General features: G+C 68.7%; 22 protein-coding genes. 9 read left to right on the top strand and 13 right to left on the bottom strand.

Annotated features, from left to right (window positions below; translation table 11 throughout):
- Positions 1-3: 3 nt before the first annotated feature.
- Positions 4-576, top strand: a complete 573-nt coding sequence (locus WKC72_RS16830) for a TetR/AcrR family transcriptional regulator (RefSeq protein WP_268790098.1) — start codon at positions 4-6, stop codon at positions 574-576.
- Between the two features lie 43 nt (positions 577-619).
- Here WKC72_RS16830 and era read toward each other — a convergent pair whose 3' ends face one another.
- The 6 genes from era to WKC72_RS16800 all read right to left on the bottom strand — a co-directional run bounded on the left by era (position 620) and on the right by WKC72_RS16800 (position 5,619).
- A complete protein-coding gene (era, locus tag WKC72_RS16825; protein WP_005247923.1) occupies positions 620-1,537 on the bottom strand; it encodes a GTPase Era in 918 nt (305 codons plus the stop codon).
- Complete coding sequence (locus tag WKC72_RS16820) at positions 1,530-1,862, bottom strand: hypothetical protein (protein ID WP_037226472.1); 333 nt, start codon at positions 1,860-1,862, stop codon at positions 1,530-1,532. Before WKC72_RS16820 ends, era begins: the two co-directional genes overlap by 8 nt.
- On the bottom strand, positions 1,855-3,171 hold the full coding sequence (locus WKC72_RS16815) for a hemolysin family protein (RefSeq protein WP_370183491.1): 1,317 nt from the start codon (positions 3,169-3,171) through the stop codon (positions 1,855-1,857). The genes WKC72_RS16820 and WKC72_RS16815 overlap by 8 nt, the downstream gene beginning before the upstream one ends.
- Before the next feature lie 21 nt (positions 3,172-3,192).
- Complete coding sequence (gene ybeY / locus WKC72_RS16810; RefSeq protein WP_112299477.1) at positions 3,193-3,735, bottom strand: rRNA maturation RNase YbeY; 543 nt, start codon at positions 3,733-3,735, stop codon at positions 3,193-3,195.
- A gap of 36 nt (positions 3,736-3,771) precedes the next feature.
- On the bottom strand, positions 3,772-4,845 hold the full coding sequence (locus WKC72_RS16805; protein WP_005247930.1) for a PhoH family protein: 1,074 nt from the start codon (positions 4,843-4,845) through the stop codon (positions 3,772-3,774).
- 108 nt (positions 4,846-4,953) lie between these two features.
- Positions 4,954-5,619, bottom strand: a complete 666-nt coding sequence (locus tag WKC72_RS16800) for a TetR/AcrR family transcriptional regulator (protein WP_037226464.1) — start codon at positions 5,617-5,619, stop codon at positions 4,954-4,956.
- A 134-nt stretch (positions 5,620-5,753) separates the two neighbouring features.
- Between WKC72_RS16800 and WKC72_RS16795 the strand changes: the two genes are divergently transcribed.
- Positions 5,754-7,379 carry an MFS transporter gene (locus WKC72_RS16795; protein ID WP_370183486.1) on the top strand — a complete coding sequence of 542 codons (1,626 nt, stop codon included), beginning with the start codon at positions 5,754-5,756 and terminating at the stop codon, positions 7,377-7,379.
- Here WKC72_RS16795 and WKC72_RS16790 read toward each other — a convergent pair.
- From WKC72_RS16790 to hrcA, 4 genes are all read right to left on the bottom strand, one after another.
- Positions 7,353-8,114 carry a S9 family peptidase gene (locus WKC72_RS16790; RefSeq protein WP_268790095.1) on the bottom strand — a complete coding sequence of 254 codons (762 nt, stop codon included), beginning with the start codon at positions 8,112-8,114 and terminating at the stop codon, positions 7,353-7,355. The two genes, WKC72_RS16795 and WKC72_RS16790, sit on opposite strands and share 27 nt — an antisense overlap.
- 6 nt (positions 8,115-8,120) lie before the next feature.
- Complete coding sequence (locus WKC72_RS16785) at positions 8,121-8,882, bottom strand: 16S rRNA (uracil(1498)-N(3))-methyltransferase (RefSeq protein ID WP_370183484.1); 762 nt, start codon at positions 8,880-8,882, stop codon at positions 8,121-8,123.
- A gap of 2 nt (positions 8,883-8,884) precedes the next feature.
- Positions 8,885-10,036, bottom strand: a complete 1,152-nt coding sequence (dnaJ, locus tag WKC72_RS16780) for a molecular chaperone DnaJ (RefSeq protein ID WP_005247937.1) — start codon at positions 10,034-10,036, stop codon at positions 8,885-8,887.
- 86 nt (positions 10,037-10,122) lie between these two features.
- Positions 10,123-11,166: a heat-inducible transcriptional repressor HrcA gene (gene hrcA, locus WKC72_RS16775; RefSeq protein ID WP_005247940.1), complete on the bottom strand. Its 1,044-nt coding sequence runs from the start codon at positions 11,164-11,166 to the stop codon at positions 10,123-10,125.
- Positions 11,167-11,375: 209 nt separating this feature from the next.
- Between hrcA and WKC72_RS16770 the strand changes: the two genes are divergently transcribed.
- Positions 11,376-11,693: a type II toxin-antitoxin system VapB family antitoxin gene (locus WKC72_RS16770; RefSeq protein ID WP_005261240.1), complete on the top strand. Its 318-nt coding sequence runs from the start codon at positions 11,376-11,378 to the stop codon at positions 11,691-11,693.
- Between the two features lie 3 nt (positions 11,694-11,696).
- Here the strand turns inward: WKC72_RS16770 and hemW are convergent, their stop codons facing one another.
- The gene (hemW, locus tag WKC72_RS16765; protein WP_370183482.1) at positions 11,697-12,920 is read right to left on the bottom strand and encodes a radical SAM family heme chaperone HemW; all 1,224 of its coding nucleotides are present in this window, start codon (positions 12,918-12,920) and stop codon (positions 11,697-11,699) included.
- A 128-nt stretch (positions 12,921-13,048) separates the two neighbouring features.
- Here hemW and WKC72_RS16760 point away from each other — a divergent pair, with 128 nt between their 5' ends.
- The 6 genes from WKC72_RS16760 to WKC72_RS16735 all read left to right on the top strand — a co-directional run bounded on the left by WKC72_RS16760 (position 13,049) and on the right by WKC72_RS16735 (position 18,725).
- Positions 13,049-13,150, top strand: coding sequence for an Ms4527A family Cys-rich leader peptide (locus tag WKC72_RS16760; protein WP_368681006.1), 102 nt, complete (start codon positions 13,049-13,051; stop codon positions 13,148-13,150).
- A 120-nt stretch (positions 13,151-13,270) separates the two neighbouring features.
- Positions 13,271-14,992 carry a nitrite/sulfite reductase gene (locus WKC72_RS16755; protein WP_037226452.1) on the top strand — a complete coding sequence of 574 codons (1,722 nt, stop codon included), beginning with the start codon at positions 13,271-13,273 and terminating at the stop codon, positions 14,990-14,992.
- Positions 14,956-15,696 (top strand): phosphoadenylyl-sulfate reductase, encoded by a 741-nt coding sequence (locus tag WKC72_RS16750; protein WP_370183479.1) that lies wholly within the window; start codon positions 14,956-14,958, stop codon positions 15,694-15,696. Before WKC72_RS16755 ends, WKC72_RS16750 begins: the two co-directional genes overlap by 37 nt.
- Positions 15,693-16,646 (top strand): sulfate adenylyltransferase subunit CysD, encoded by a 954-nt coding sequence (gene cysD, locus WKC72_RS16745; RefSeq protein ID WP_037226447.1) that lies wholly within the window; start codon positions 15,693-15,695, stop codon positions 16,644-16,646. The genes WKC72_RS16750 and cysD overlap by 4 nt, the downstream gene beginning before the upstream one ends.
- A 2-nt stretch (positions 16,647-16,648) precedes the next feature.
- On the top strand, positions 16,649-17,965 hold the full coding sequence (locus WKC72_RS16740) for a sulfate adenylyltransferase subunit 1 (RefSeq protein ID WP_007299491.1): 1,317 nt from the start codon (positions 16,649-16,651) through the stop codon (positions 17,963-17,965).
- 4 nt (positions 17,966-17,969) lie between these two features.
- Positions 17,970-18,725, top strand: a complete 756-nt coding sequence (locus tag WKC72_RS16735; RefSeq protein WP_037226444.1) for a sirohydrochlorin chelatase — start codon at positions 17,970-17,972, stop codon at positions 18,723-18,725.
- On the opposite strand, the gene WKC72_RS16730 is transcribed toward WKC72_RS16735, so the two are convergent.
- Positions 18,661-19,710, bottom strand: a complete 1,050-nt coding sequence (locus tag WKC72_RS16730) for an aminotransferase class I/II-fold pyridoxal phosphate-dependent enzyme (protein WP_037226442.1) — start codon at positions 19,708-19,710, stop codon at positions 18,661-18,663. The genes WKC72_RS16735 and WKC72_RS16730 overlap by 65 nt on opposite strands.
- A gap of 1 nt (position 19,711) precedes the next feature.
- Complete coding sequence (locus WKC72_RS16725; RefSeq protein ID WP_037226438.1) at positions 19,712-20,734, bottom strand: 3-oxoacyl-ACP synthase III family protein; 1,023 nt, start codon at positions 20,732-20,734, stop codon at positions 19,712-19,714.
- Positions 20,735-20,737 lie beyond the last annotated feature (3 nt).

The raw sequence follows: 20,737 nt of genomic DNA, 5'->3' as shown, positions 1-20,737 counted from the left end.
CCGATGGCTTCGACGGACGTTCGTGACCGCATCCTCGCGGCGGCGCTGCACATCGTCGGCACGGAAGGCATTCCCGGCGTGACCAATCGGCGGATCGCCGCGCAGGCCGGCGTGTCGCTCGGCTCCATCACATACCACTTCCCCACGCAGACCGACCTGTTGCGTGCCGCGCTGTCCGGGTTCGTGACGGAGGAGACGCAGCGCCTGTCGGAGCTGGCGGAGGGGTACCGGGACAAGGGGCTGAGCCTCGAGGACGCCGCGGCGCTCACCGGGAAGGTCGCGAAGGATCTGGCGTTCTCCGCCGAGCGGATCGCCCCGTTCGAGCTGTACATCCAGGCGGGACGCGACCACGAGCTGCGTCAGGCCGCCGCCGAATGTTTCGCCGCGTACGACGATTTGACGGTGACGATCCTCACCGCCCTCGGTGTCCCGGACGCGGCGGCCGTCGCCCCGACCATCGTCGCGACCATCGCCGGCCTGCAGCTCAGGAGGCTCGCGACCGGAAGCGACGGCGATCACGACTTCGCGACGTCGGTGCTCCTTCTCCTCAGGGCCGCCGGCCCCGTGCGTGGTTGACGAGTCTCAGGACTCGTCAACCACGCACGGGCGGCGCAGCCGCCTAGAACCCCAGGCGACCCAGCTGCTTCGGGTCGCGCTGCCAGTCCTTGGCCACCTTGACGTGCAGTTCGAGGAAGATCTTGGTGCCGAGCAACTTCTCGATCTGCAGCCGGGCCTTGGTCCCCACCTCGCGGAGGCGGGCGCCGCCCTTGCCGATCACGATGCCCTTCTGGGAGGGGCGTTCGACGTAGAGCAGGGCGTGGACGTCGAGCAGTTCACCCTGCTTCTCGGTGCGTCCCTCGCGGGGGATGATCTCCTCGATGACCACGGCCAGGGAGTGCGGCAGTTCGTCGCCGAGCCCCTCGAGTGCGGCCTCGCGAATGAGTTCGGCCATCAGCGTCTCTTCGGGTTCGTCGGTGAGCTCGCCGTCCGGGTAGAACGCCGGGCCCTCCTCCATCTTCGACGCGAGGACGTCGACGAGCACCTCCACCTGCTCACCGGAGGCGGCGGACACCGGCACGACATCCGTCTCCGGGCCGAGGAGCTTGGACACGGCCAGCAACTGCTGCCCGACCATGTCCTTGCTGACCTTGTCGATCTTCGTGACGATGCCGACGAGCGTGGTCTTCGGCGCGATCTGGCGGACCTGCTGTACGATCCACCGGTCGCCGGGGCCGATCTTCTCGTCCGCCGGGATGCACAGGCAGATCACGTCGACCTCGGAGTAGGTGTCGCGCACGAGGTCGTTGAGGCGTTGGCCGAGGAGCGTCCGGGGGCGGTGCAGACCCGGGGTGTCGACGAGGATCAGCTGCGCGTGGTCGCGGTGCACGATTCCGCGGATGGTGTGGCGGGTGGTCTGCGGACGCGAGGACGTGATCGCGATCTTGCTGCCCACCAGGGCATTGGTCAGCGTGGACTTGCCCGTGTTGGGCCGTCCGACGAAACAGACGAATCCGGAACGGAATTCGGTTTTACTCATGTTGCTCCTCGATCACGGATCCATCGGTTCGCGCGAAGACGACGGCCGCCTGCGCACTGACTTCGTGTAGGGCGGCGATGCCCGGGTCGTCCGGATTGCCGCCGATCACGACTGCGGCCTCGAAACCCTCGGCGCCACTCGACACCGCCGCCGCGACGGCCGCCTGCAGCGCGGTCAGCGACAGCGCCGTCAGCGCGACCGCCCCCGCCGAGTAGGTGCGGCCGTCGAGATCGCGGACGGCGGCGCCCTGGCCACTTCCGGTGCGGCCGAACGCTCCTCGCGCGAGCACGACCAGCTTGGCGTCTTCCTCGCCCAATTCAGTCATCGTGATCCTCCCGGTCGCCGTCGCCGTCCTCGTCCTCGTCGATCGGGGCGCGTTGCACGAAGACCGTGCTGATCCGCACCCGCCCGCGTACGTCGGGTGAGCCCTCGCCGCGGAGGACGAGACCGTGCGAGACGACCTCCGATCCCGGGAGCGGGACCCTGCCGAGTTCGTAACCGATGAGCCCGCCGACCGTTTCGACCTCGTCGTTCTCCACCTCGATGCCGAACAGTTCGCCGAGATCCTCGATGGGCAGTCGCGCGGAGACCCGGTACATGCCGTCGCCGAGATCCTCGACGGGCGGTGTCTCGTCCTGGTCGTATTCGTCGGCGATCTCTCCGACGATCTCCTCGATGACGTCCTCGATGGTGACGAGGCCGGCGATTCCGCCGTATTCGTCCACCAGGACGGCCATGTGGTTGCGATCGCGCTGCATCTCGGCGAGCAGGCTGTCGAGAGGCTTGGAATCGGGCACGAACACGGCGGGCCGCATCACGTCGCCGACGCGGACGCTGCGTCCGCCGTCGCGCGAGTGGTAGGTCTCCTGCACGAGATCCTTGAGGTACACCACCCCGAGCACGTCGTCGACGTTCTCCCCGATCACGGGGATCCGCGAATGTCCGCTGCGGACAGCCAGCGACGTCGCCTGCCCGGCACTCTTGTCGTTCTCGATCCACACCATCTCGGTGCGCGGCACCATCACCTCGCGGGCGGACGTGTCGCCGAGTTCGAACACCGACTGGATCATCCGGCGTTCCTCGTCGGCCACCACGCCGCGTTCCTGCGCCATGTCGACGAGTTCACGCAGTTCGATCTCGGAGGCGAAGGGGCCGTTGCGAAATCCCTTACCCGGGGTGATGGCGTTACCGATCAGGATCAGGAGGCGACTGATCGGGCCGAGCAGGGTTCCGATGACCTGCAGGGGAAACGACGTGATCAACGCGATCGAATAGGCGTGCTGGCGACCGAGCGTCCGGGGGCCGACCCCGATCACCACGTAGTCGACGAGCACCATGATGATCGCGGTGAACGTGAGCGCCCACACGGGCTCGAGGAGATCGGACAGGCCACCGACGAGCACCACCGTCGCCGTGATCTCGCACAGGATGCGCAGCAGCACCATGAGATTCACGTAGCGGGGACGATCCGACAGGATGCGGAGCACACGGGTGGCGCCGGGACGATCCTCCTTCGCCATCTCCTCGACGCGCGCGGACGAGATCGTGTTGAGTGCGGAATCGACGGCGGCGAAGACACCACCGAGCGGGACGAGGACGATCGCGAGAACGATCAGCGCGATGGCGCTACTCACAGAAGACCCTTCACGTGGCGGTTACTGATCCGGTGAGTCGAAGAAGCCGGCCTTGCCGAGCAGCTTCTGATCCCGGGCAGCGAGTGCGGCGTCGCGTTCGGCCCTGCGCAGATCCTCGTACCAATCCTCGAGCAACTGGTTCTGCAGTCCGAACATCTCCTTCTCCTCCTCCGGTTCGGCGTGGTCGTAGCCGAGGAGGTGGAGCACACCGTGCACGGTGAGCAGAGCGAGTTCGTGTGCGAGCGGGTGACCGGCCTTCTCGGCCTGGTCCGCGGCGAAGGACGGGCACAGCACGATGTCACCGAGCATCGACGGTCCGGGCTCGGGCGAGTCCGGGCGACCGCCGGGCTCGAGCTCGTCCATCGGGAACGACATCACGTCGGTGGGACCGGGCAGGTCCATCCACCGCATGTGGAGGTCGGCCATGGTGGCCGAGTCCACGAGGACCATCGACAACTCGGCCGCGGGGTGCACGTCCATCCTCGCGATCACGAAGCGGGCGACGCTGATCAGCTCCTCTTCGGAGACGTCCATGCCCGATTCGTTCGAGACTTCGATGCTCATGTGTGTCGCTTCCTCCTGGTTCCGGCGACACTCACCCTACCGTCGTGGAGAACGCGAGTGCGCCGCTCTACGCTGTGCGCGGTTCCCGAGCTCGACCTTGCCGTCCCGGTCCGCCTCGAAACGCTCGTACGCGTCGACGATGTCGGACACCAGCCGGTGCCGGACCACGTCGCTGCTGTTGAGTTCGGCGAAGTAGATGTCGTCGATGTCACCGAGGATCTCGGTGGCCGCGCGGAGTCCGGACCGGGCACCGCCCGGCAGGTCCACCTGCGTGACGTCGCCGGTGACGACGACCTTGGAGCCGAAGCCCAGCCGGGTGAGGAACATCTTCATCTGCTCGGCGGTGGTGTTCTGCGCCTCGTCGAGGATGATGAACGCGTCGTTGAGCGTGCGGCCACGCATGTATGCCAGTGGCGCCACCTCGATGACACCCGACTGCATCAACTTCGGGATGGCCTCGGGGTCCATCATGTCGTGGAGTGCGTCGTGCAGCGGGCGCAGGTACGGATCGATCTTCTCGTGCAGCGTGCCGGGCAGAAATCCGAGCCGCTCCCCCGCCTCGACCGCGGGCCGGGTGAGGATGATCCGCGACACCTGCTTGGTCTGCAGGGCCTGCACCGCCTTCGCCATGGCGAGGTAGGTCTTGCCGGTACCGGCGGGCCCGATGCCGAACACGATGGTGTTGGCGTCGATCGCGTCGACGTACCGCTTCTGGTTCAGCGTCTTCGGCCGGATCGTCTTGCCGCGCCGCGACAGGATGTCGAGGGTCAGGACCTCGGCGGGCGATTCGCTCAGCCCCTGCGTGAGCATGCCGACCGTGCGACGCACCGCGTCGGGGGTCAGTGGTTGCCCGCGACCGACGATGGAGCCCAGTTCCGCGATGACCCGCTCGGCGAGGGCGACGTCGCCGGGCCGTCCCGTCAGCGTGACGGCGTTGCCGCGTACATGGATGTCTGCGTCCAGGACCCGTTCGAGAGCGCGCAGATTCTCATCGGAGGAACCGAGGAGAGGCGGGACCGTTTCGGGTGGGAGATCGATACTCGAACGCACGGTGCGTTCCGCCGGACGCGTGGCGCCGAACGTCTCGCCGTTCTGGTCTTGTTCGCTCACGTGAGGAATATGGCCTTCTTCCCGGTTCCTGGTCGGTCACGACGGTCGTCGTGATGAGGGAAGTCTATCGCTCGCAGGTCACAGCGCCCACCCGATTACGCGACGCCGTCACGACTTCGGGACATCCGGATGCTCGCGCAACCAGTGCCGCGCCTCGTCCACGACGCGGGCCCCGTCGGCCGGTGTCAGCCCGAGCACCGCGAGGTACGCGACCGCGAACGACTCCCCCGAATCCTGCACTTCGCCGGAATTCGCCTGGTCCAGCAGGGTCATCGTCATCGATTCCGCGAGCGCCACGAGCACCGTCGGCGACAGGTACGACGAGAACACCCCGGACCGCTGCCCGTGGTCGACGACCCGCACGTCCCGGTCGCGCACCACCCCGAGGAGGTCGTGGATGCGCTGCTCGCCGAGTTCGCGGCGGGCGAACGACAACAGCATGCGGAACCGGTCGCCGATCGGCCACGTCCGCAGCGCCATCACCGCGACCGCGAGGTCGGGGCGGTCCGGTTGCTGCGCCTCGTCTCCCATCGCGGCCACCAGGGCGGCGGAGGCCTCGTCCGCGATGCCCTCGACGAGCGCTTCCCGGCTGGGGAAATGCGCGTAGACGGTGCGGCGCACGACCCCGGCGCTGCGGGCGACGTCGTCCATGCTCGCGTCCGGGTCCGCGATGAAGGCGGTGACTGCCGCGTCGAGGATCCGCGCACGGTTGGCGCGTGCGTGACTTCGGCGGGTCTTCCCGGGATCTCCGGGCGACTTCGTCGGGACCGACACGGGCGGAACTCCCTCGCTGGTTGGTGTGACCTACGCCAATCTTACTTGCACACTCGTGTGCAAGTAGATAACTTACACATCAGTGTGCAACTAACTGCCCAGGTCCGATCGAGCACTACCCGAGGAGCGTCGCCATGACCACCGTGATGAACACACCGGTCTCCCGGATGGACGGGCCGTACCCCCGGCGCTGGGCCGCGCTCGGCGTGCTGTGCCTGAGCCTGCTGATCGTCGTGATGGCGAACACCGCCCTGATCGTCGCGGCCCCCGACATGACCCGCGACCTCGCCCTGAGCAGCTCCGACCTGCAGTGGGTGATCGACGGATACACCGTCCCCTACGCCGCGCTGATGCTGCTGTTCGGCGTGATCGGCGACAAGTACAGCCGGCGCGGGGCGCTGCTCGCGGGACTGCTCGTGTTCGGCGGCGGCGCCGTCGTCGGCAGCCTCGCCGACACCACCACGGCCGTCGTCACCGCGCGCATGATCATGGGCGTCGGAGCGGCAATCATCATGCCCGCCACACTCTCTCTCCTCGTGGCGACGTTCCCGCGTGCGGAACGGGCCCGGGCCATCGCCGCATGGGCGGCGACGTCCGGTCTCGCCATCGCCCTCGGCCCGCTGCTCGCCGGCTGGCTGCTGGAGGGCCACTCGTGGAGTGCCACCTTCCTCATCAACGTGCCGATCGCCGCCGTCGCGGCGGTCGCGGCGCTGATGCTCGTCCCGCCGTCCAAGGCCGACGCACGCGGTCCGATCGACTGGCTGGGCGGGCTGCTGTCGGTGGTGACCATCGGATCGCTCGTGTACGCGATCATCGACGGATTCCACTTCGGCTGGGGCGCAGGCGCTGTCGGCGCGGCCGTCACCGCGGCCGTGGGTCTCGGACTGTTCGTCGCGTGGGAGCTCCGTCATTCGCAGCCGCTGCTCGACGTCCGCAGGCTGGGCGGGCGCGAGGTGGGCGGTTCCACCCTGGCCGTGCTGCTGCTATTCCTCGCAGCGTTCGGGTCGATCTACTACGTGTCGCAGGAATTCCAGTTCGTCCTGGGGCTGAGCCCCCTCGCCACGGGCGTCCACCTGCTGCCGCTCGCCGCTGCGGTGTCGGTCGGGTCGGTGCTCAGCGGGCGCGTCCACCCGAGGCTCGGCACCCGGGTCACCGTCGTCGCCGGCATGGTGATCGCGGCCGCGGGTGTGCTGCTGATGACGACCGTCGACGGTGGTTCGGGGTACCTCGATTTCCTCGTCCCGCTGGTCCTGCTCGGTATCGGAATCGGTCTGAGCGTGTCCCCCGCCACGGACGCCATCATGGGCAACTTCCCCGAGAGCGACCTCGGCGCCGCAGGCGGTCTCAACGACACCGCGATCGAACTGGGCGGATCGCTCGGGATCGCGATTCTCGGCTCGGTCCTCGCGTCGGCGTACAAGGACGACATCGCCGGCTTCCTCGGCACGCTGCCCGTCGGTCAGCTGTCCGGCGAGCAGGCCGCGCAGGCCGCGCAGGCCGTGGCCGTCGCGGGAGACTCGGTCGGCGGGGCGTCGGTGGTGGCAGGGGAACTGAGCGCCGACCCGCTGTTCGCGTCACAGTCCCAGGCACTGCTGGACGCCGCGGGCACGGCGTTCGGGCATGCCATCGCCCAGGCCAGCCTGGCCGGAGGAGTCGCACTGGGAGTCGGGGCCGTGATCGTGGCCCTCGTTCTTCCGGGCCGCCAGACGACATCCGAAACCGAGGGCCGCAGTTCAGAACTCGCCGGCGTCGGACAGTAGGGCGTCCCGCGAGATCTTCCAGCAGTCGGTCTCGGGATTCAGGAACGCGTAGTGGTCTTCGCCCTCGACGACATGCAGCGCGACCGGGTCCCCGGCCGCCCGCGCGGCCTCGCTGTACCGCACACTCACCTTCGCCGGAACCTGCGCGTCCTCCGTGCCGTGCACGCACACCACCGGCACCCCGGTGGGGATGCGGTGCAGTGGGGACGCGGCGCGGTACCGATCCGGGTCTTCGTCGAAGGGGACGCCGAGCAGATCCTCGATGTAGCCGATCCGCCGGCCACGCTCCCCCGCGGACGCGAGATCCAGGGCGCCCGCCTGGGACACGACCCGCTCCGGCCGGACCGTCGTCCGCTTCTCCCCGGCGAGCCACACTGCGAGCTGTCCACCGGCCGAGTGGCCGGCGACCCGGACCTTCGACAGGTCGAACGGGACGGGCGACTGCTCGGCGACCGGCCCGGCGATCGCGTCGAGCGCGGCGAGAACGTCGGCGGACATCTCGTCCCACCCGCCGCCCGCACCGAGCCTGCGGTATTCGATGTTCCAGACGGCGACCCCGTGGCGGGCCAGGTCGACCGCGAAGCTCGTGCCCAGGTTCAGGTGATACTTACCGCTCCAGAAGCCGCCGTGGACGACCATCACCACCGGGACCTCGGCGGCCACGGGCTCCTCGGGCGGGTAGAAGTGCCCGAACTGCTGCGGTTCGGGTCCGTAGGCGATGCGAATGCGGTCCACGGACAGTCAGGCTAGCGGGGCCGCGCCCCAGCGGTCCGTGAGGACTCCGATGGCGCCCAGAGCGACGGCGGCGGCGGTCGAGGTCCGCAGAACGTGCGGGCCGAGCAGCACCGGGACGGCGCCGGCGTCCGTCAGCGCGGCGATCTCCTCCTCGGAGATACCGCCCTCCGGACCGACGACGAGCACGATCTCGGCCGCCGAACGCAGCGGCAGCTCGGCGAGGCCCTGGGTGGCCGCCTCGTGCAGCACGGCGACGACGCCGCCCCGGCCGACCACCTCACGGACGAGGGCGAGCATTCCCGCGGTGCGGTGCAGTTCCGACACGTCGGGGACGATCGCCCGCCGGGACTGCTTGGCGGCGGCGAGCGCCGCGCTACGCCAGCGAGCGACACCCTTCGCGACCTTGGGGCCCTCCCACCGCGCCACGCATCGCGACGACTGCCACGGCACGATCGCGTCGACGCCGGCCTCGGTGGCCAGCTCGACCGCCAGCTCGGACCGCTCCGCCTTCGGGAGCGCTTGCACCACAGTCACACTCGGGGACGGTGCCGACACCTGACTACGCTCGTGAACGGTGAGTTCGAGCCGGTCCTTCCCGGCCGCCGTCACCTCGGTGTCGGCGAGACCACCCTGGCCGTCGGCCAGCACGATCCTCTCCCCGACACCGATCCGGCGCACCGTCGCGGCATGCCTGCCCTCCGGACCGTCCAGGACCGCGGTGCTCCCCACCTCGGGCAGCGGGTCGAGGAAGAAGACCGTCGCCGCCACGGTCAGCGACCGCTGAACGCTTCACGCAGGCGTGAGAACAATCCGCCGCTGTGCTGCGACTGGGTGGAGACGACCTCGGCGACGTCGCGGTCGCGGAGGTCCTTGAGTTCGCGGAGAAGCTTCGTCTCCTTGTGGTCGAGACGCGACGGAACCACGACCTCGAGGTGCGCGTGCACGTCGCCGCGGATGCCGGAACGCAGCTTCGGCATGCCGTGCCCGCGCAGGACCGTCACCGATCCCGGCTGGGTTCCCGGCTCGATGGTGATCTCCTTGGGCCCGTCGATGATCGTGTCGATCGTCACGGTGGTGCCGAGGGCGGCGTCGATCATCGGAACCCGGATCGTGCAGTGCAGGTCTTCGCCGTCGCGCACGAACACCTCGTGTGCCTGCTCGACCACCTCGACGTACAGGTCACCTGCCGGTCCGCCACCGGGGCCGACCTCGCCCTGCGCGGCGAGCCGGATCCGCATTCCGCCTGCGACGCCCGCGGGCACCTTGACCGTGATGTCGCGGCGGGCGCGCACCCGGCCGTCGCCGCCACACTTGTGGCAGGGGTCGGGGATCGTCTCGCCGGCGCCGCGGCAGGTGGGGCACGGCCGTGACGTCATGACCTGGCCGAGGAACGAACGCTGCACCGACTGGACCTCGCCCGCACCGCCACAGGTCTCACAGCGCACCGGCTTGGAATCGCCGTTGGTGCCCGCACCGGTGCAGCTGTCGCACAGAATCGCCGTCTCGACGGTGACCTGCTTGCTCACGCCGGTCGCGCATTCCGCCAACGTCAGCCTGGTGCGCAGGAGGGAATCGGCGCCCGGCTGGACGCGGCCGCGCGGCCCGCGGCCTGCACCGCCTCCGCCGCCGAAGAACGCTTCGAACACGTCGCCGAGGCCGCCACCGAAACCACCGCCGAAGCCGGCACCGCCTCCGCCGCCACCCGAGGAGAGGGGGTCGCCGCCGAGGTCGACGATGCGACGCTTCTCCGGATCCGACAGCACCTCGTAGGCCGTCGAGATGTCCCGGAACCGGGCCTGCGCCGCCTCGTCGGGGTTCACGTCGGGATGCAGTTCCCTCGCAAGCTTGCGGTACGCGCGCTTGAGCTCCTGATCGGTCGCCTTCTGATCGACGCCGAGCGTTGCGTAGTAATCCCGTGCCACGTTGAGTCTCTCGTCCTTCTCTACTTCGTTATCTCGCTACCGGTACGTGTGCTCGCCCACGGCGGCGCTGTCGCCGGGGCCGGCCGTCACCGCTCGGCGAGCACCTGGCCGATGTATCTCGCAACGGCTGCCACCGACGCGATTGTTCCCGGATAGTCCATTCGGGTGGGTCCGAGCACGCCCATTCCGCCGAGCACGGTGCCTGCCGCACCGTAGCCGGTCGAGATGACGGAGGTGCCGCGCATCTGCTCCACCTGGGTTTCCTCGCCGATCCGCACCGTCACGGTGCCCGCGTCCTGCGTGGCGGCGAGCAGCTTGAGCACCACTACCTGCTCCTCGAGCGCCTCGAGGACCGCACGCAGCGAACCGGGGAATCCGCTGATTCCCGAGAAGTCGGCGGCGTTGCGGGTCAGGTTCGCGGTGCCGCCGAGAACCAGCCGCTCCTCGGGATGCTCGACGAGCGTTTCCACCAGCACGGTGGCCGATCGGATCACGGCATCGCGCAGATCCTCCGGGGCCTCGTCGGCGAGTTCCGAGACGGCGATGGACGCCGCCGCCAGCCGCTTACCGTCGAGCGCGCCCCCGAGCAGTCCGCGCAGCCGCGCCAGGTCCTGGTCGTCGAGCACGTCGCCGAGTTCGACGATGCGCTGATCCACTCGGCCCGAATCGGTGATGAGCACGAGCAGCAGACGGGCCGGTGTCAGCGCGACCACCTCGAGGTGCCGGACCGACGACGCCGAGAGTGTGGGATATTGCACAACCGCGACCTGGCGTGTGAGTTGCGCGAGCAGGCGCACACCGCGCCGGAGAACGTCGTCGAGGTCGACCCCGGACTCGAGGAAATCGAGGATCGCGCGCCGCTCCGCCGTCGACAGCGGCTTCACGTCGGCGATGCGGTCGACGAATTGCCGGTAGCCCTTGTCCGTGGGAACGCGGCCGGAACTCGTGTGCGGCTGGGCGATGTAGCCCTCGCTCTCGAGGAACGCCATGTCGTTGCGGACCGTCGCACTGGAAACACCCAGGTTGTGCCGCTCGACCAGCGCCTTCGATCCCACCGGCTCCTGGGTCGAGACGTAGTCGGCGACGATGGCGCGGAGAACCTCGAACCGTCTGTCGTCCGTACTCGACATCGCCGTCCACCTCCAGTTCTCGATCATCACGAGCAGCGGCGTCACCGAACCTTCGTTCGGATCGGCCGCCACATCCCCTGAGCTACGTGCAGTTGCACGTGCATCTCGGCTCGGTCCAGTCTAATCGTCGCGCCGCCGATACCGGTTCAGGCCTTACTGTGGTGACCGGAGACGGGCAGAGGAAACGACCACGGGCGGATGACGAGGCGATGATTTTCAAAGGTGTCATGGACGGCAAGCCGTACCCGGACCACGGGTTGTCGCTGCGCGACTGGTCCAAGATCCCACCCCGGCAGGTGCGGCTCGACGAGATCGTCACCACGACCAAGGTTCTCGAGCTCGACCGGCTGCTGTCGGAGGACTCGACGTTCTACGGCGACCTGTTCCCGCACGCGGTCCAGTGGCACGGGGTGCTCTACCTCGAAGACGGCCTGCACCGGGCCGTGCGCTCGGCTCTGCGGAACCGCGTCGTGCTGCACGCCCGCGTCTTCGACTACGACGAGATGCCCGGCATCGTCACGGCCTGACCGCTAGCGCAGCACCGTCCGGACCACGGCGTCGGCGAGGAGCCGCCCACGGTCGGTCAGCACCAGGTGCTCGCCCTCGCGCACCAGCAGTCCGTCGGCCACCACCGTCTCGGCCGCGCGCTGCTCCGCGGCATCCAGTTCCGCCACCGGAAGTCCCGTCCGCAGCCGCGCAGTGAGCATCACCCGCTCGACGTGGACGTCCTCCGTGGTCAGCTGCTCGCTTCCACCGACAGGCAGGCTTCCGGCCGCCAGCTGGTCCGCGTAGCGCGCCGGATGCTTGACGTTCCACCAGCGCACACCGCCGACGTGGCTGTGCGCGCCCGGCCCGGCGCCCCACCAGTCCCCGCCGTCCCAGTACCCCAGGTTGTGCCGGCAGCGTGATTCCCCCGTCGCGGCGTCAGCCGATGCCCAGTTGGAGACCTCGTACCAGGTCAGGCCCGCGTCGGCGAGCCGAGCGTCGATGCGCTCGTATCGCGACGCCAGGACGTCGTCGTCGGGCGCGGGCAGTTCGCCGCGGCGCACCTTCCTCGCCAGCGCGGTGCCGTCCTCGACGATCAGCGCGTAGGCGGACACGTGGTCCACCCCGGCGGACAGCACCGCGTCCAGCGAGAGGTCGAGGTCGGCGTCGCGCTCCCCCGGAGTTCCGTAGATGAGGTCGAGATTGACGTGCTCGAACCCGGCGGCCCGCGCCTCCTGCGCCGCCGCCACGGCACGTCCCGGTGTGTGGGTGCGGTCGAGCACCTTCAGGACGTGCTGCGCCGCCGACTGCATGCCCAGCGAGATTCTCGTGAATCCACCCGCACGCAACTGCTCGAAGAACTCCGGCGACGTGGACTCGGGGTTCGATTCGGTGGTCACTTCGGCGCCCTTCGCGAGCCCGAAACTCGAGCGGACCGCACTGAGGACGTCCGACAGTCCGTCGCCTCCGAGGAGTGACGGCGTGCCGCCGCCGACGAAGACGGTGTCGACGTCCGGGGCGCCCGTCATCTGCGCGGCGAGGTCGAGTTCGCGGCGCAACCCCTCCATCCACGACTGCGGCGACGCCGACGTCCCCAGCTCACCTGCCGTGTACGTGTTGAAATCGCAGTATCCGCAGCGTGTGGCGCAGAAAGGCACGTGCACGTAGATCCCGAACGGGCGGGTCCCCACACCTGCCAGCGCACTCCCGGGCAGCGCGAATGCCGCCGCCTCGTCGCGACCGACCGTGGTGGTGCTCGTTCCGTTCACCCTTCCAGTGTCCATGGTCGGCGGCCTTCGCTCCCCACCCGACCGTCGCGGGCCCCTCCTCGTGATATTTCCCGCAAAAATGGTGGAAATCGGTGCCCGGCTCTGCGTGAGCGATCTGACGTGGCACAATGGTCGGCATGACCGGACCCGGAGTGCGACTTGTGGCGCGTCGTCACGTCGATCTCAAGCGTGTCTGCAGCTGTTGTTGTCTGCCCTGTATCGCGCAGTAATTCAGCCTGTCAGCCCGTTCATCATTCTTCTCGACTTCCGGCCGGATTCGAATGCCCCGAGCGAGGACCAGCCCTCCTCCTCGGCCTCAGCCGGTGCATCTTGAGATTCAGGAGTGCTCCATGACGTCGACCACCGACGCCTCCCCCGCTGCCGTCGACGCAGCACCCGCGCGTACGCGCACGGCGAAGCCGGCCCGGCGACGTGCCGAAGGCCAGTGGGCCCTCGGTTACCGCGAGCCCCTCAATGCCAACGAGCAGGCCAAGAAGGACGACAACCCGCTCAACGTCCGGGCCCGCATCGAGAACATCTACTCGAAGCAGGGTTTCGACAGCATCGACAAGGGCGACCTGCGTGGCCGTATGCGCTGGTGGGGTCTCTACACCCAGCGCGAGCAGGGTTACGACGGCACGTTCACCGGTGACGAGAACATCGACCTGCTCGAGGCCAAGTACTTCATGATGCGGGTCCGCTGCGACGCCGGCGCCCTGAACGTCGAGCAGCTCCGCACCATCGCCGGGATCTCCACCGAGTTCGCGCGCGACACCGCCGACCTCTCCGACCGCGAGAACGTCCAGTACCACTGGATCGAGGTCGAGAACGTCCCGGAGATCTGGAAGCGCCTCGAAGGTGTCGGCCTCAAGACCACCGAGGCGTGCGGTGACTGCCCCCGCGTCGTCCTGGGTTCACCGCTGGCAGGCGAGTCGCTGACCGAGGTCCTCGACCCGACTCCCGCGATCGACGAGATCGTCCGCCGCTACATCGGCAAGCCCGAGTACTCGAACCTGCCGCGCAAGTTCAAGACCGCGATCTCCGGTCAGCAGGACGTGGTGCACGAGATCAACGATGTCGCGTTCATCGGGGTCAACCACCCCGAACACGGTCCCGGCCTCGACCTGTGGGTCGGCGGCGGACTGTCCACCAACCCGATGATGGCGCAGCGGGTCGGTGTCTGGGTGCCGCTCGACGAGGTTCCCGACGTGTGGGAGGCCGTCGTGTCGATCTTCCGCGACTACGGCTACCGCCGGCTGCGGAACAAGGCCCGCCTGAAGTTCCTGATCAAGGACTGGGGCATCGAGAGGTTCCGCGAGGTCCTCGAAACCGAGTACCTGAAGCGCAAGCTCATCGACGGCCCCGCGCCGGAGAAGCCCACCCGCCCGATCGACCACGTCGGTGTGCAGAAGACCCGCAACGGTCTCAATGCCGTCGGCGTCGCCCCCATCGCCGGCCGCGTGTCGGGCACGATCCTGGCCAAGGTCGCGGACGCCGCGGAGCGCGCCGGAAGCGACAAGATCCGCTTCACGCCGTACCAGAAGCTGATCATTCTCGACGTCGCCGACGACAAGCTCGAACAGCTGATCGCCGACCTGGACGAGGTGGGCCTGCCCGCGCGTCCGTCGCACTGGCGCAAGAACCTGATGGCGTGCTCGGGCATCGAGTTCTGCAAGCTGTCGTTCGCGGAGACGCGGAAGCGCTCGCAGGTTCTCGTCCCCGAACTCGAGCAGCGGCTCGCCGACATCAACGCGCAGCTCGACGTGCCGATCACGATCAACATCAACGGCTGCCCGAACTCCTGCGCCCGCTCGCAGATCGCCGACATCGGGTTCAAGGGGATGCTCGTCGACGACGGCGAGGGCAACCAGGTGGAGGGCTTCCAGGTCCACCTCGGTGGCAGCCTCGGATTCGATTCGGCCTTCGGCCGGAAGCTCCGCCAGCACAAGGTCACCAGCCTCGAACTCGGTGACTACATCGATCGCGTCGTCCGCCACTTCGTGAAGCACCGCAACGAGGGTGAACGCTTCGCGGAATGGGTCGTCCGCGCAGACGAAGGAGACTTGCGTTGAATCTCGCCACAGCCACCCAGGACGACCTTCGCCTCCTTGCCGCGCAGGGCGCGGCAAGCCTCGAGGGTGCCTCCGCGCACGAACTGCTGCGGTGGACGGAAGAGACATTCGGAAGCGACTACATCGTCGCCTCGAACATGCAGGACGGCGTTCTGGTGCACCTCGCCGCCCAGGTCCATCCCGGCGTGGACGTGCTGTTCCTCGACACCGGTTACCACTTCGCGGAAACCATCGGCACCCGCGACGCCGTCGAGCAGGTGTACGGCGTCAACATGATCAACGCGCGGGCCGAGGCGAGCGTCGCCGAGCAGGACGCGGCGGAGGGCAAGGATCTGTTCGCCCGTGAACCCAACCGGTGCTGCGCACTGCGGAAGGTCGCCCCGCTGAAGAAGACCCTGTCCGGCTACAAGGCGTGGGTCACCGGTATCCGGCGAGTCGAGGCGCCCACCCGCGCCAATGCCCCCCTGATCTCGTTCGACGACGCGTTCGGCCTGGTGAAGATCAATCCGATCGCCGCGTGGTCCGACGAAGACATGCAGTCCTACATCGACGAGCACTCGATTCTGGTGAATCCGCTCGTCGACGAGGGCTATCCGTCCATCGGGTGCGCTCCGTGCACCAGCAAGCCAGCCCCCGGCAGCGATCCGCGCAGCGGCCGCTGGGCCGGTCAGGCCAAGACAGAATGCGGGTTGCACGCCTCATGACCATCGACATCTCCACTTCCCTCGCCGAATCCGCCCTCCGGCCGCAGTTGGACGGGGCGCAGTTCGACACGCTCGACGCGCTCGAGTCGGAAGCCATCCACATCTTCCGCGAGGTCGCGGGCGAGTTCGAACGCCCGGTGATCCTGTTCTCCGGCGGCAAGGACTCCACGGTGCTGCTGCACCTGGCGATCAAGGCGTTCTGGCCCGCACCGCTGCCGTTCGCGCTGCTGCACGTCGACACCGGACACAACCTGCAGGAAGTCCTCGACTTCCGCGATCACGTCGTGTCCAAGTACAACCTGCGCCTGCACGTGGCGAAGGTCGAGGACTACCTGGCCGACGGCCGGCTCACCGAGCGCCCCGACGGGATCCGCAACCCCCTCCAGACCGTTCCGCTGCTCGACGCCATCGCCGAGAACCGTTTCGACGCCGTCTTCGGTGGCGCTCGACGCGACGAGGAGCGGGCCCGGGCCAAGGAGCGCATCTTCTCGCTGCGCAACAGTTTCGGCCAGTGGGACCCGAAGAAGCAGCGCCCCGAACTGTGGAACCTGTACAACGGCAAGCACTCCCCCGGTGAGCAGGTCCGCGTCTTCCCGCTCAGCAACTTCACCGAACTCGACATCTGGCGGTACATCGCCCGTGACAACGTCGAACTGGCCAGCATCTACTACGCGCACCAGCGCGAGGTGTACCAGCGCGACGGCATGTGGATGACGCCCGGCGTGTGGGGCGGACCGTCCGAGGGTGAGGACCTGCAGACGCTGTCGGTGCGGTACCGCACCGTCGGCGACGGGTCCACCACGGGCGCAGTTCTTTCCGAGGCCGGCGACAACGAGGCGATTCTCGCCGAGGTCGCAGCGTCCCGGCTGACCGAGCGCGGCGCAACCCGCGGCGACGACCGAGTTTCCGAAGCGGCCATGGAAGACCGCAAGCGAGAGGGCTATTTCTGATCATGAGCGACCTCCACGTGCGTAGCCCGCGAAGCACGCAGTTGCTTCGGCTTGCCACCGCCGGCAGTGTGGACGACGGCAAGTCGACCCTCGTCGGCCGTCTGTTGTACGACACGAAATCGGTTCTCGCCGACCAGATCGACGCCGTCACCCGGGCATCGGTCGACAAGGGGCTGTCCACCCCCGACCTGTCCCTGCTGGTCGACGGCCTGCGCGCGGAACGTGAACAGGGCATCACGATCGACGTGGCGTACCGGTACTTCGCGACCCCCCGCCGCTCCTTCGTCCTCGCCGACACTCCCGGGCACGTGCAGTACACCCGGAACACGGTGTCGGGCGCGTCCACCGCGCAGATGGTGATCCTGCTGGTCGATGCCCGCAAGGGTGTCATTTCCCAGACGCGCAAGCACGCCGCCGTTCTCGCGCTGCTCGGCGTCCCCAAGCTGGTGCTGGCCGTCAACAAGATCGACCTCGTCGAGGATCCGGCGACCGTGTTCGCGAACATTTCGGCGGAGTTCAACTCGCTGACCAGTTCGCTCGGCTGGGCGTCCGAGGACGTCGTCGAGATCCCGGTGTCGGCCCTGCACGGCGACAACGTCGCGGTGCGTTCGGAGAACACCCCGTACTACGACGGCCCCACGCTCATCGAGCACCTCGAGTCGGTGCCCGTCGACGCCGAACCCCACCGGGTCGGTCTCCGCTTCCCCGTCCAGTACGTGATCCGTCCGCGAACGGCGGAGTTCCCGGACTACCGCGGGTACGCCGGACAGGTCGCCGCGGGTGAGGTGACCCCGGGCGACGAGGTCGTGATCCTGCCGTCGGGTGTCCGCACCACGGTCACCCGCATCGACACCGCGGACGGCGAACTCGACAGCGCCCACGCCGGCCGCAGCGTCACTCTCGTGCTGGCCGATGACGTCGACGTCTCCCGCGGCGACGTCATCGCCTCCCCCGCCGACGCCCCGGAGCCGCTCGGCGAGTTCGACGCGACGGTCTGCTGGCTGGCCGAGAAGCCGCTGCGTCCCGGCGCGCGCCTGCTGCTCAAGCACGGCACCCGCACCACGCAGGCCATCGTCGGCACGCTCGTCGAGCGCTTCAACGAGCAGGAGCTCACCTCGGAGCCCAGCCCGGAGTCGTTGGAACTCAACGAGATCGGCAAGATCTCGGTGCGTGTCGCCGAGCCGATCGTCGCGGACGACTACACCGTGAACCGCCACACCGGCAGCTTCCTGCTGATCGATCCGGCCGGCGGCAACACGCTCGCGGCCGGCCTCGTCGGAGATGCCATCGCAGCGGTGGAGCTCGGCGAGCGCGTCTAGTGCGATGACCCCGCTGATCGCTGTCGCCCACGGCAGTCGCGACCCCCGCAGTGCGCGGGTGGTGGCGGCTGCCGTGTCGGCGCTCCGGGCGAAGCAACCGGACCTCGACGTCCGCCTGTGTTTCCTCGACCTCAACGCACCGTCCGTGGACCAGGTGATCGACGCGGTCGCCGCCGAGGGGCATTCCTCCGCCGTCGTGGTTCCGATGCTGCTGGGCAGCGCGTTCCACGCACGCGTCGACCTTCCGGCACTCCTCGACGCCGCCCGCCTCCGCCACCCCCACCTGCACGTCCGGCAGGCCGACGTACTCGGTCACGATGCGCGGCTGGTCGAGGCCGTCCGTGACCGTATCGGCGAGGCCGGCGGTTCCGCCGGCGAGTCCGGTCTCGGGGTCGTCCTCGCCGCGGTCGGCTCCTCCGACCCGGCCGCGAACGACCGCACCCGCGAGCTGGCCGGATCGGTCGTCGCGGGCACCCGTTGGTCGGGAGCGGTGACGTGTTTCGCGACGTCGGCGGAACCGACGGTGCAGCAGGCGATCTCGACGCTGCGGCAGGCTGGGGCCGAGCGCATCGTGATCGCACCGTGGTTCCTGGCTCCGGGACTGCTCACGGACCGGTTGAGCCGTGCGGCGGAATCGTGCGGACCCGGCCTCACCTACGCGGCCACCATCGGACCGCACCCCCGGCTGCTCGACGTCATGCTCGACCGGTACTCGCAGACCCACAGCGAGCTGCAGCGGTACCGGGCACTGTCGGCCTGAGCGCGTCGATCACCGCACGCCCGGCGTCCGGGTTCCCGACCGCTATCCGGGCGTCACCGTTGGGGTAGGTGCGCGCGTGGATGCCGGCGCGGGCCAATGCGTCACCGACCGCCTCTCCGGGGATGTACAGGAAGTTGGCGTGACTGCGCGGGACCGGAATTCCCGCCGCCCTCACCGAGCGCCACAGTTCGTCACGTTCGGCGACGATGGCGGCCACCCGGGCACGCAACTGGCCCTCGGCGGCGTACGACGCCGTGACCGCGGGAACGGCGGCGCCGCCCATCCCGAACGGCAGTTGCAGCGTTCGAATCGTCCGCGCCAGAGCCGCATTCGCGAAGCCGAATCCGATACGCAACCCGGCCAGACCGTACGCCTTGGAGAACGTTCGCAGGAACACGACGTTCGGATGTTCGGCGATGATGCGATGCACGTCCAGGGCCAGTCGGCGGTCGACGAACTCCACGTAGGCCTCGTCGAGGACGACGACCACCCGTTTCGGCACACGCCGGAGGAACTCCGCCAGCTCGGCGGTGCCGACGAGGGTTCCGGTGGGATTGTGCGGGCGGCAGACGACGACGAGCCGGGTGCGGTCGTCGATCGCGGCCGCCATCGCGGCCAGATCCTGCCCGCCGTCCGGGAGAATCGGGATCGGCACCGCGTCGAGTGCCGCGATGCGCGCCATGATCGGGTACCCGTCGAACGTCGGGGCGGTGAACACGATCCGCTGCCCCGGCCCGGCGACGGAGCGCATGATCTGCAGTGCGACGCCGGTCGCACCGGCGCCCACCACCACCTGATCGGCGTCGAGCCCTTCGTGATCCGCGATGACCTCGATCAGCCGGTCGGGCAGGAACTCCGGATACCGATGTGCCCGGCGCATCACACCGTCGAGCGCGTCGAGCACGGAGGGCAACGGGGCGAACGGGTTCTCGCTCAGCGCGAGATCGAATCTCACACCGGGTCCCGCGAGGGTCGGGGTGGTCATCTCACACCCCCGCCGGGGCGGCGCCCCATCGGATCGCCCCGGCCCCGGCGAAGTCGCCGGCATGGGCGAACGCGGACATCATCACCAGCGAGCCGTTGGGGATGCGGCCTGCCCGGTTCTCGATGTCGAGGGTGACGGGGATCGCGGCGCCGAACAGGTTCCCGCATTCGTCGAACGTGTCGGGGTGTCGTTCCGCCGGGAGCTCGAGTGCGTCCCGCCAGTTGCGGAGAAACAGCCGGTTGGGCTGGTTGGTGACCAGGGTGTCGATCTCGTCGGTGGTGATGCCGATCTGCTTGCACACCGCGAGTGCCACCTCGGGGACGAGCCGGTTCCCGCGGGCGAAGACCTTCGCGATCCTCGATTCGGTGAACCCGATGTGCAGTTGGCCGGTTCCCGCCTCCCAGTACTTGCGAGGCGGATCGACGGCGGCCGTCATGTCCCCGGCGAACTCGGGGTAGGTCCGGCATTCGAGCCCGAGCACCGGCGCGGCCTCCGACTTCACGAGCAGGCACGCGCCCGCGCCGTCACCGGGCACCGCCGACTGTGCCAGCGCGCGCACGTTCGATTGCGTGAAGATCTGGCCCGCACTGTTCTGCACCGACACGATCAGGGCGGTCGACGCGTCACCGGTCTGCATGATCTGACGTGCCAGTTTGATCATGTACACGAACGACGCGCAGCCGCCGTTGTGCAGGTCCACCACCCAGTCCGGGGTGATTCCCATCCGGCGCGCGAGTTCCCCGCCGGTGCCCAGGATGGGGACGTCGGGCAGCTGGGTGTGGGTGATGAGAATGTCCACGTTGGACACGAGTTCGGCGCCGTTCCGCTCGACCAGTGGGGCGATCGCACGTTCCGCCATGTCGACGGCGTTCTCGTCGCTCGCGATGTGGTGGCGGAATTTCGGCGCCCGGAACATGATGTTCTCGGCGAGCCGATCGGACGCGGCGAATTGGGCGAAATAGTCTGCTCCCACACGGTTCTCGGGCAGGTAGCCGGCAATGTCGATCAGGCTGACGGTGTCCATGTC

It is taken from the genome of Rhodococcus wratislaviensis (genome assembly GCF_041228765.1).
Classification (GTDB): domain Bacteria; phylum Actinomycetota; class Actinomycetes; order Mycobacteriales; family Mycobacteriaceae; genus Rhodococcus_F; species Rhodococcus_F wratislaviensis.
This window is presented reverse-complemented; position numbering and strand designations above follow the sequence as displayed.

Bases quoted from the DNA above. Each gene is read 5' to 3' on its own strand.
- WKC72_RS16740 (WP_007299491.1), top strand. From the start codon at position 16,649: ATGAGCGACCTCCACGTGCGTAGCCCGCGAAGCACGCAGTTGCTTCGG.
- WKC72_RS16755 (WP_037226452.1), top strand. From the start codon at position 13,271: ATGACGTCGACCACCGACGCCTCCCCCGCTGCCGTCGACGCAGCACCC.
- WKC72_RS16750 (WP_370183479.1), top strand. From the start codon at position 14,956: ATGGGTCGTCCGCGCAGACGAAGGAGACTTGCGTTGAATCTCGCCACA.
- cysD (WP_037226447.1), top strand. From the start codon at position 15,693: ATGACCATCGACATCTCCACTTCCCTCGCCGAATCCGCCCTCCGGCCG.
- ybeY (WP_112299477.1), bottom strand. From the start codon at position 3,735: ATGAGCATCGAAGTCTCGAACGAATCGGGCATGGACGTCTCCGAAGAG.
- WKC72_RS16760 (WP_368681006.1), top strand. From the start codon at position 13,049: ATGGTCGGCATGACCGGACCCGGAGTGCGACTTGTGGCGCGTCGTCAC.
- WKC72_RS16795 (WP_370183486.1), top strand. From the start codon at position 5,754: ATGACCACCGTGATGAACACACCGGTCTCCCGGATGGACGGGCCGTAC.
- WKC72_RS16730 (WP_037226442.1), bottom strand. From the start codon at position 19,710: ATGACCACCCCGACCCTCGCGGGACCCGGTGTGAGATTCGATCTCGCG.
- WKC72_RS16735 (WP_037226444.1), top strand. From the start codon at position 17,970: ATGACCCCGCTGATCGCTGTCGCCCACGGCAGTCGCGACCCCCGCAGT.
- era (WP_005247923.1), bottom strand. From the start codon at position 1,537: ATGAGTAAAACCGAATTCCGTTCCGGATTCGTCTGTTTCGTCGGACGG.
- WKC72_RS16725 (WP_037226438.1), bottom strand. From the start codon at position 20,734: ATGGACACCGTCAGCCTGATCGACATTGCCGGCTACCTGCCCGAGAAC.
- hrcA (WP_005247940.1), bottom strand. From the start codon at position 11,166: ATGTCGAGTACGGACGACAGACGGTTCGAGGTTCTCCGCGCCATCGTC.
- WKC72_RS16770 (WP_005261240.1), top strand. From the start codon at position 11,376: ATGATTTTCAAAGGTGTCATGGACGGCAAGCCGTACCCGGACCACGGG.
- WKC72_RS16820 (WP_037226472.1), bottom strand. From the start codon at position 1,862: ATGACTGAATTGGGCGAGGAAGACGCCAAGCTGGTCGTGCTCGCGCGA.
- WKC72_RS16830 (WP_268790098.1), top strand. From the start codon at position 4: ATGGCTTCGACGGACGTTCGTGACCGCATCCTCGCGGCGGCGCTGCAC.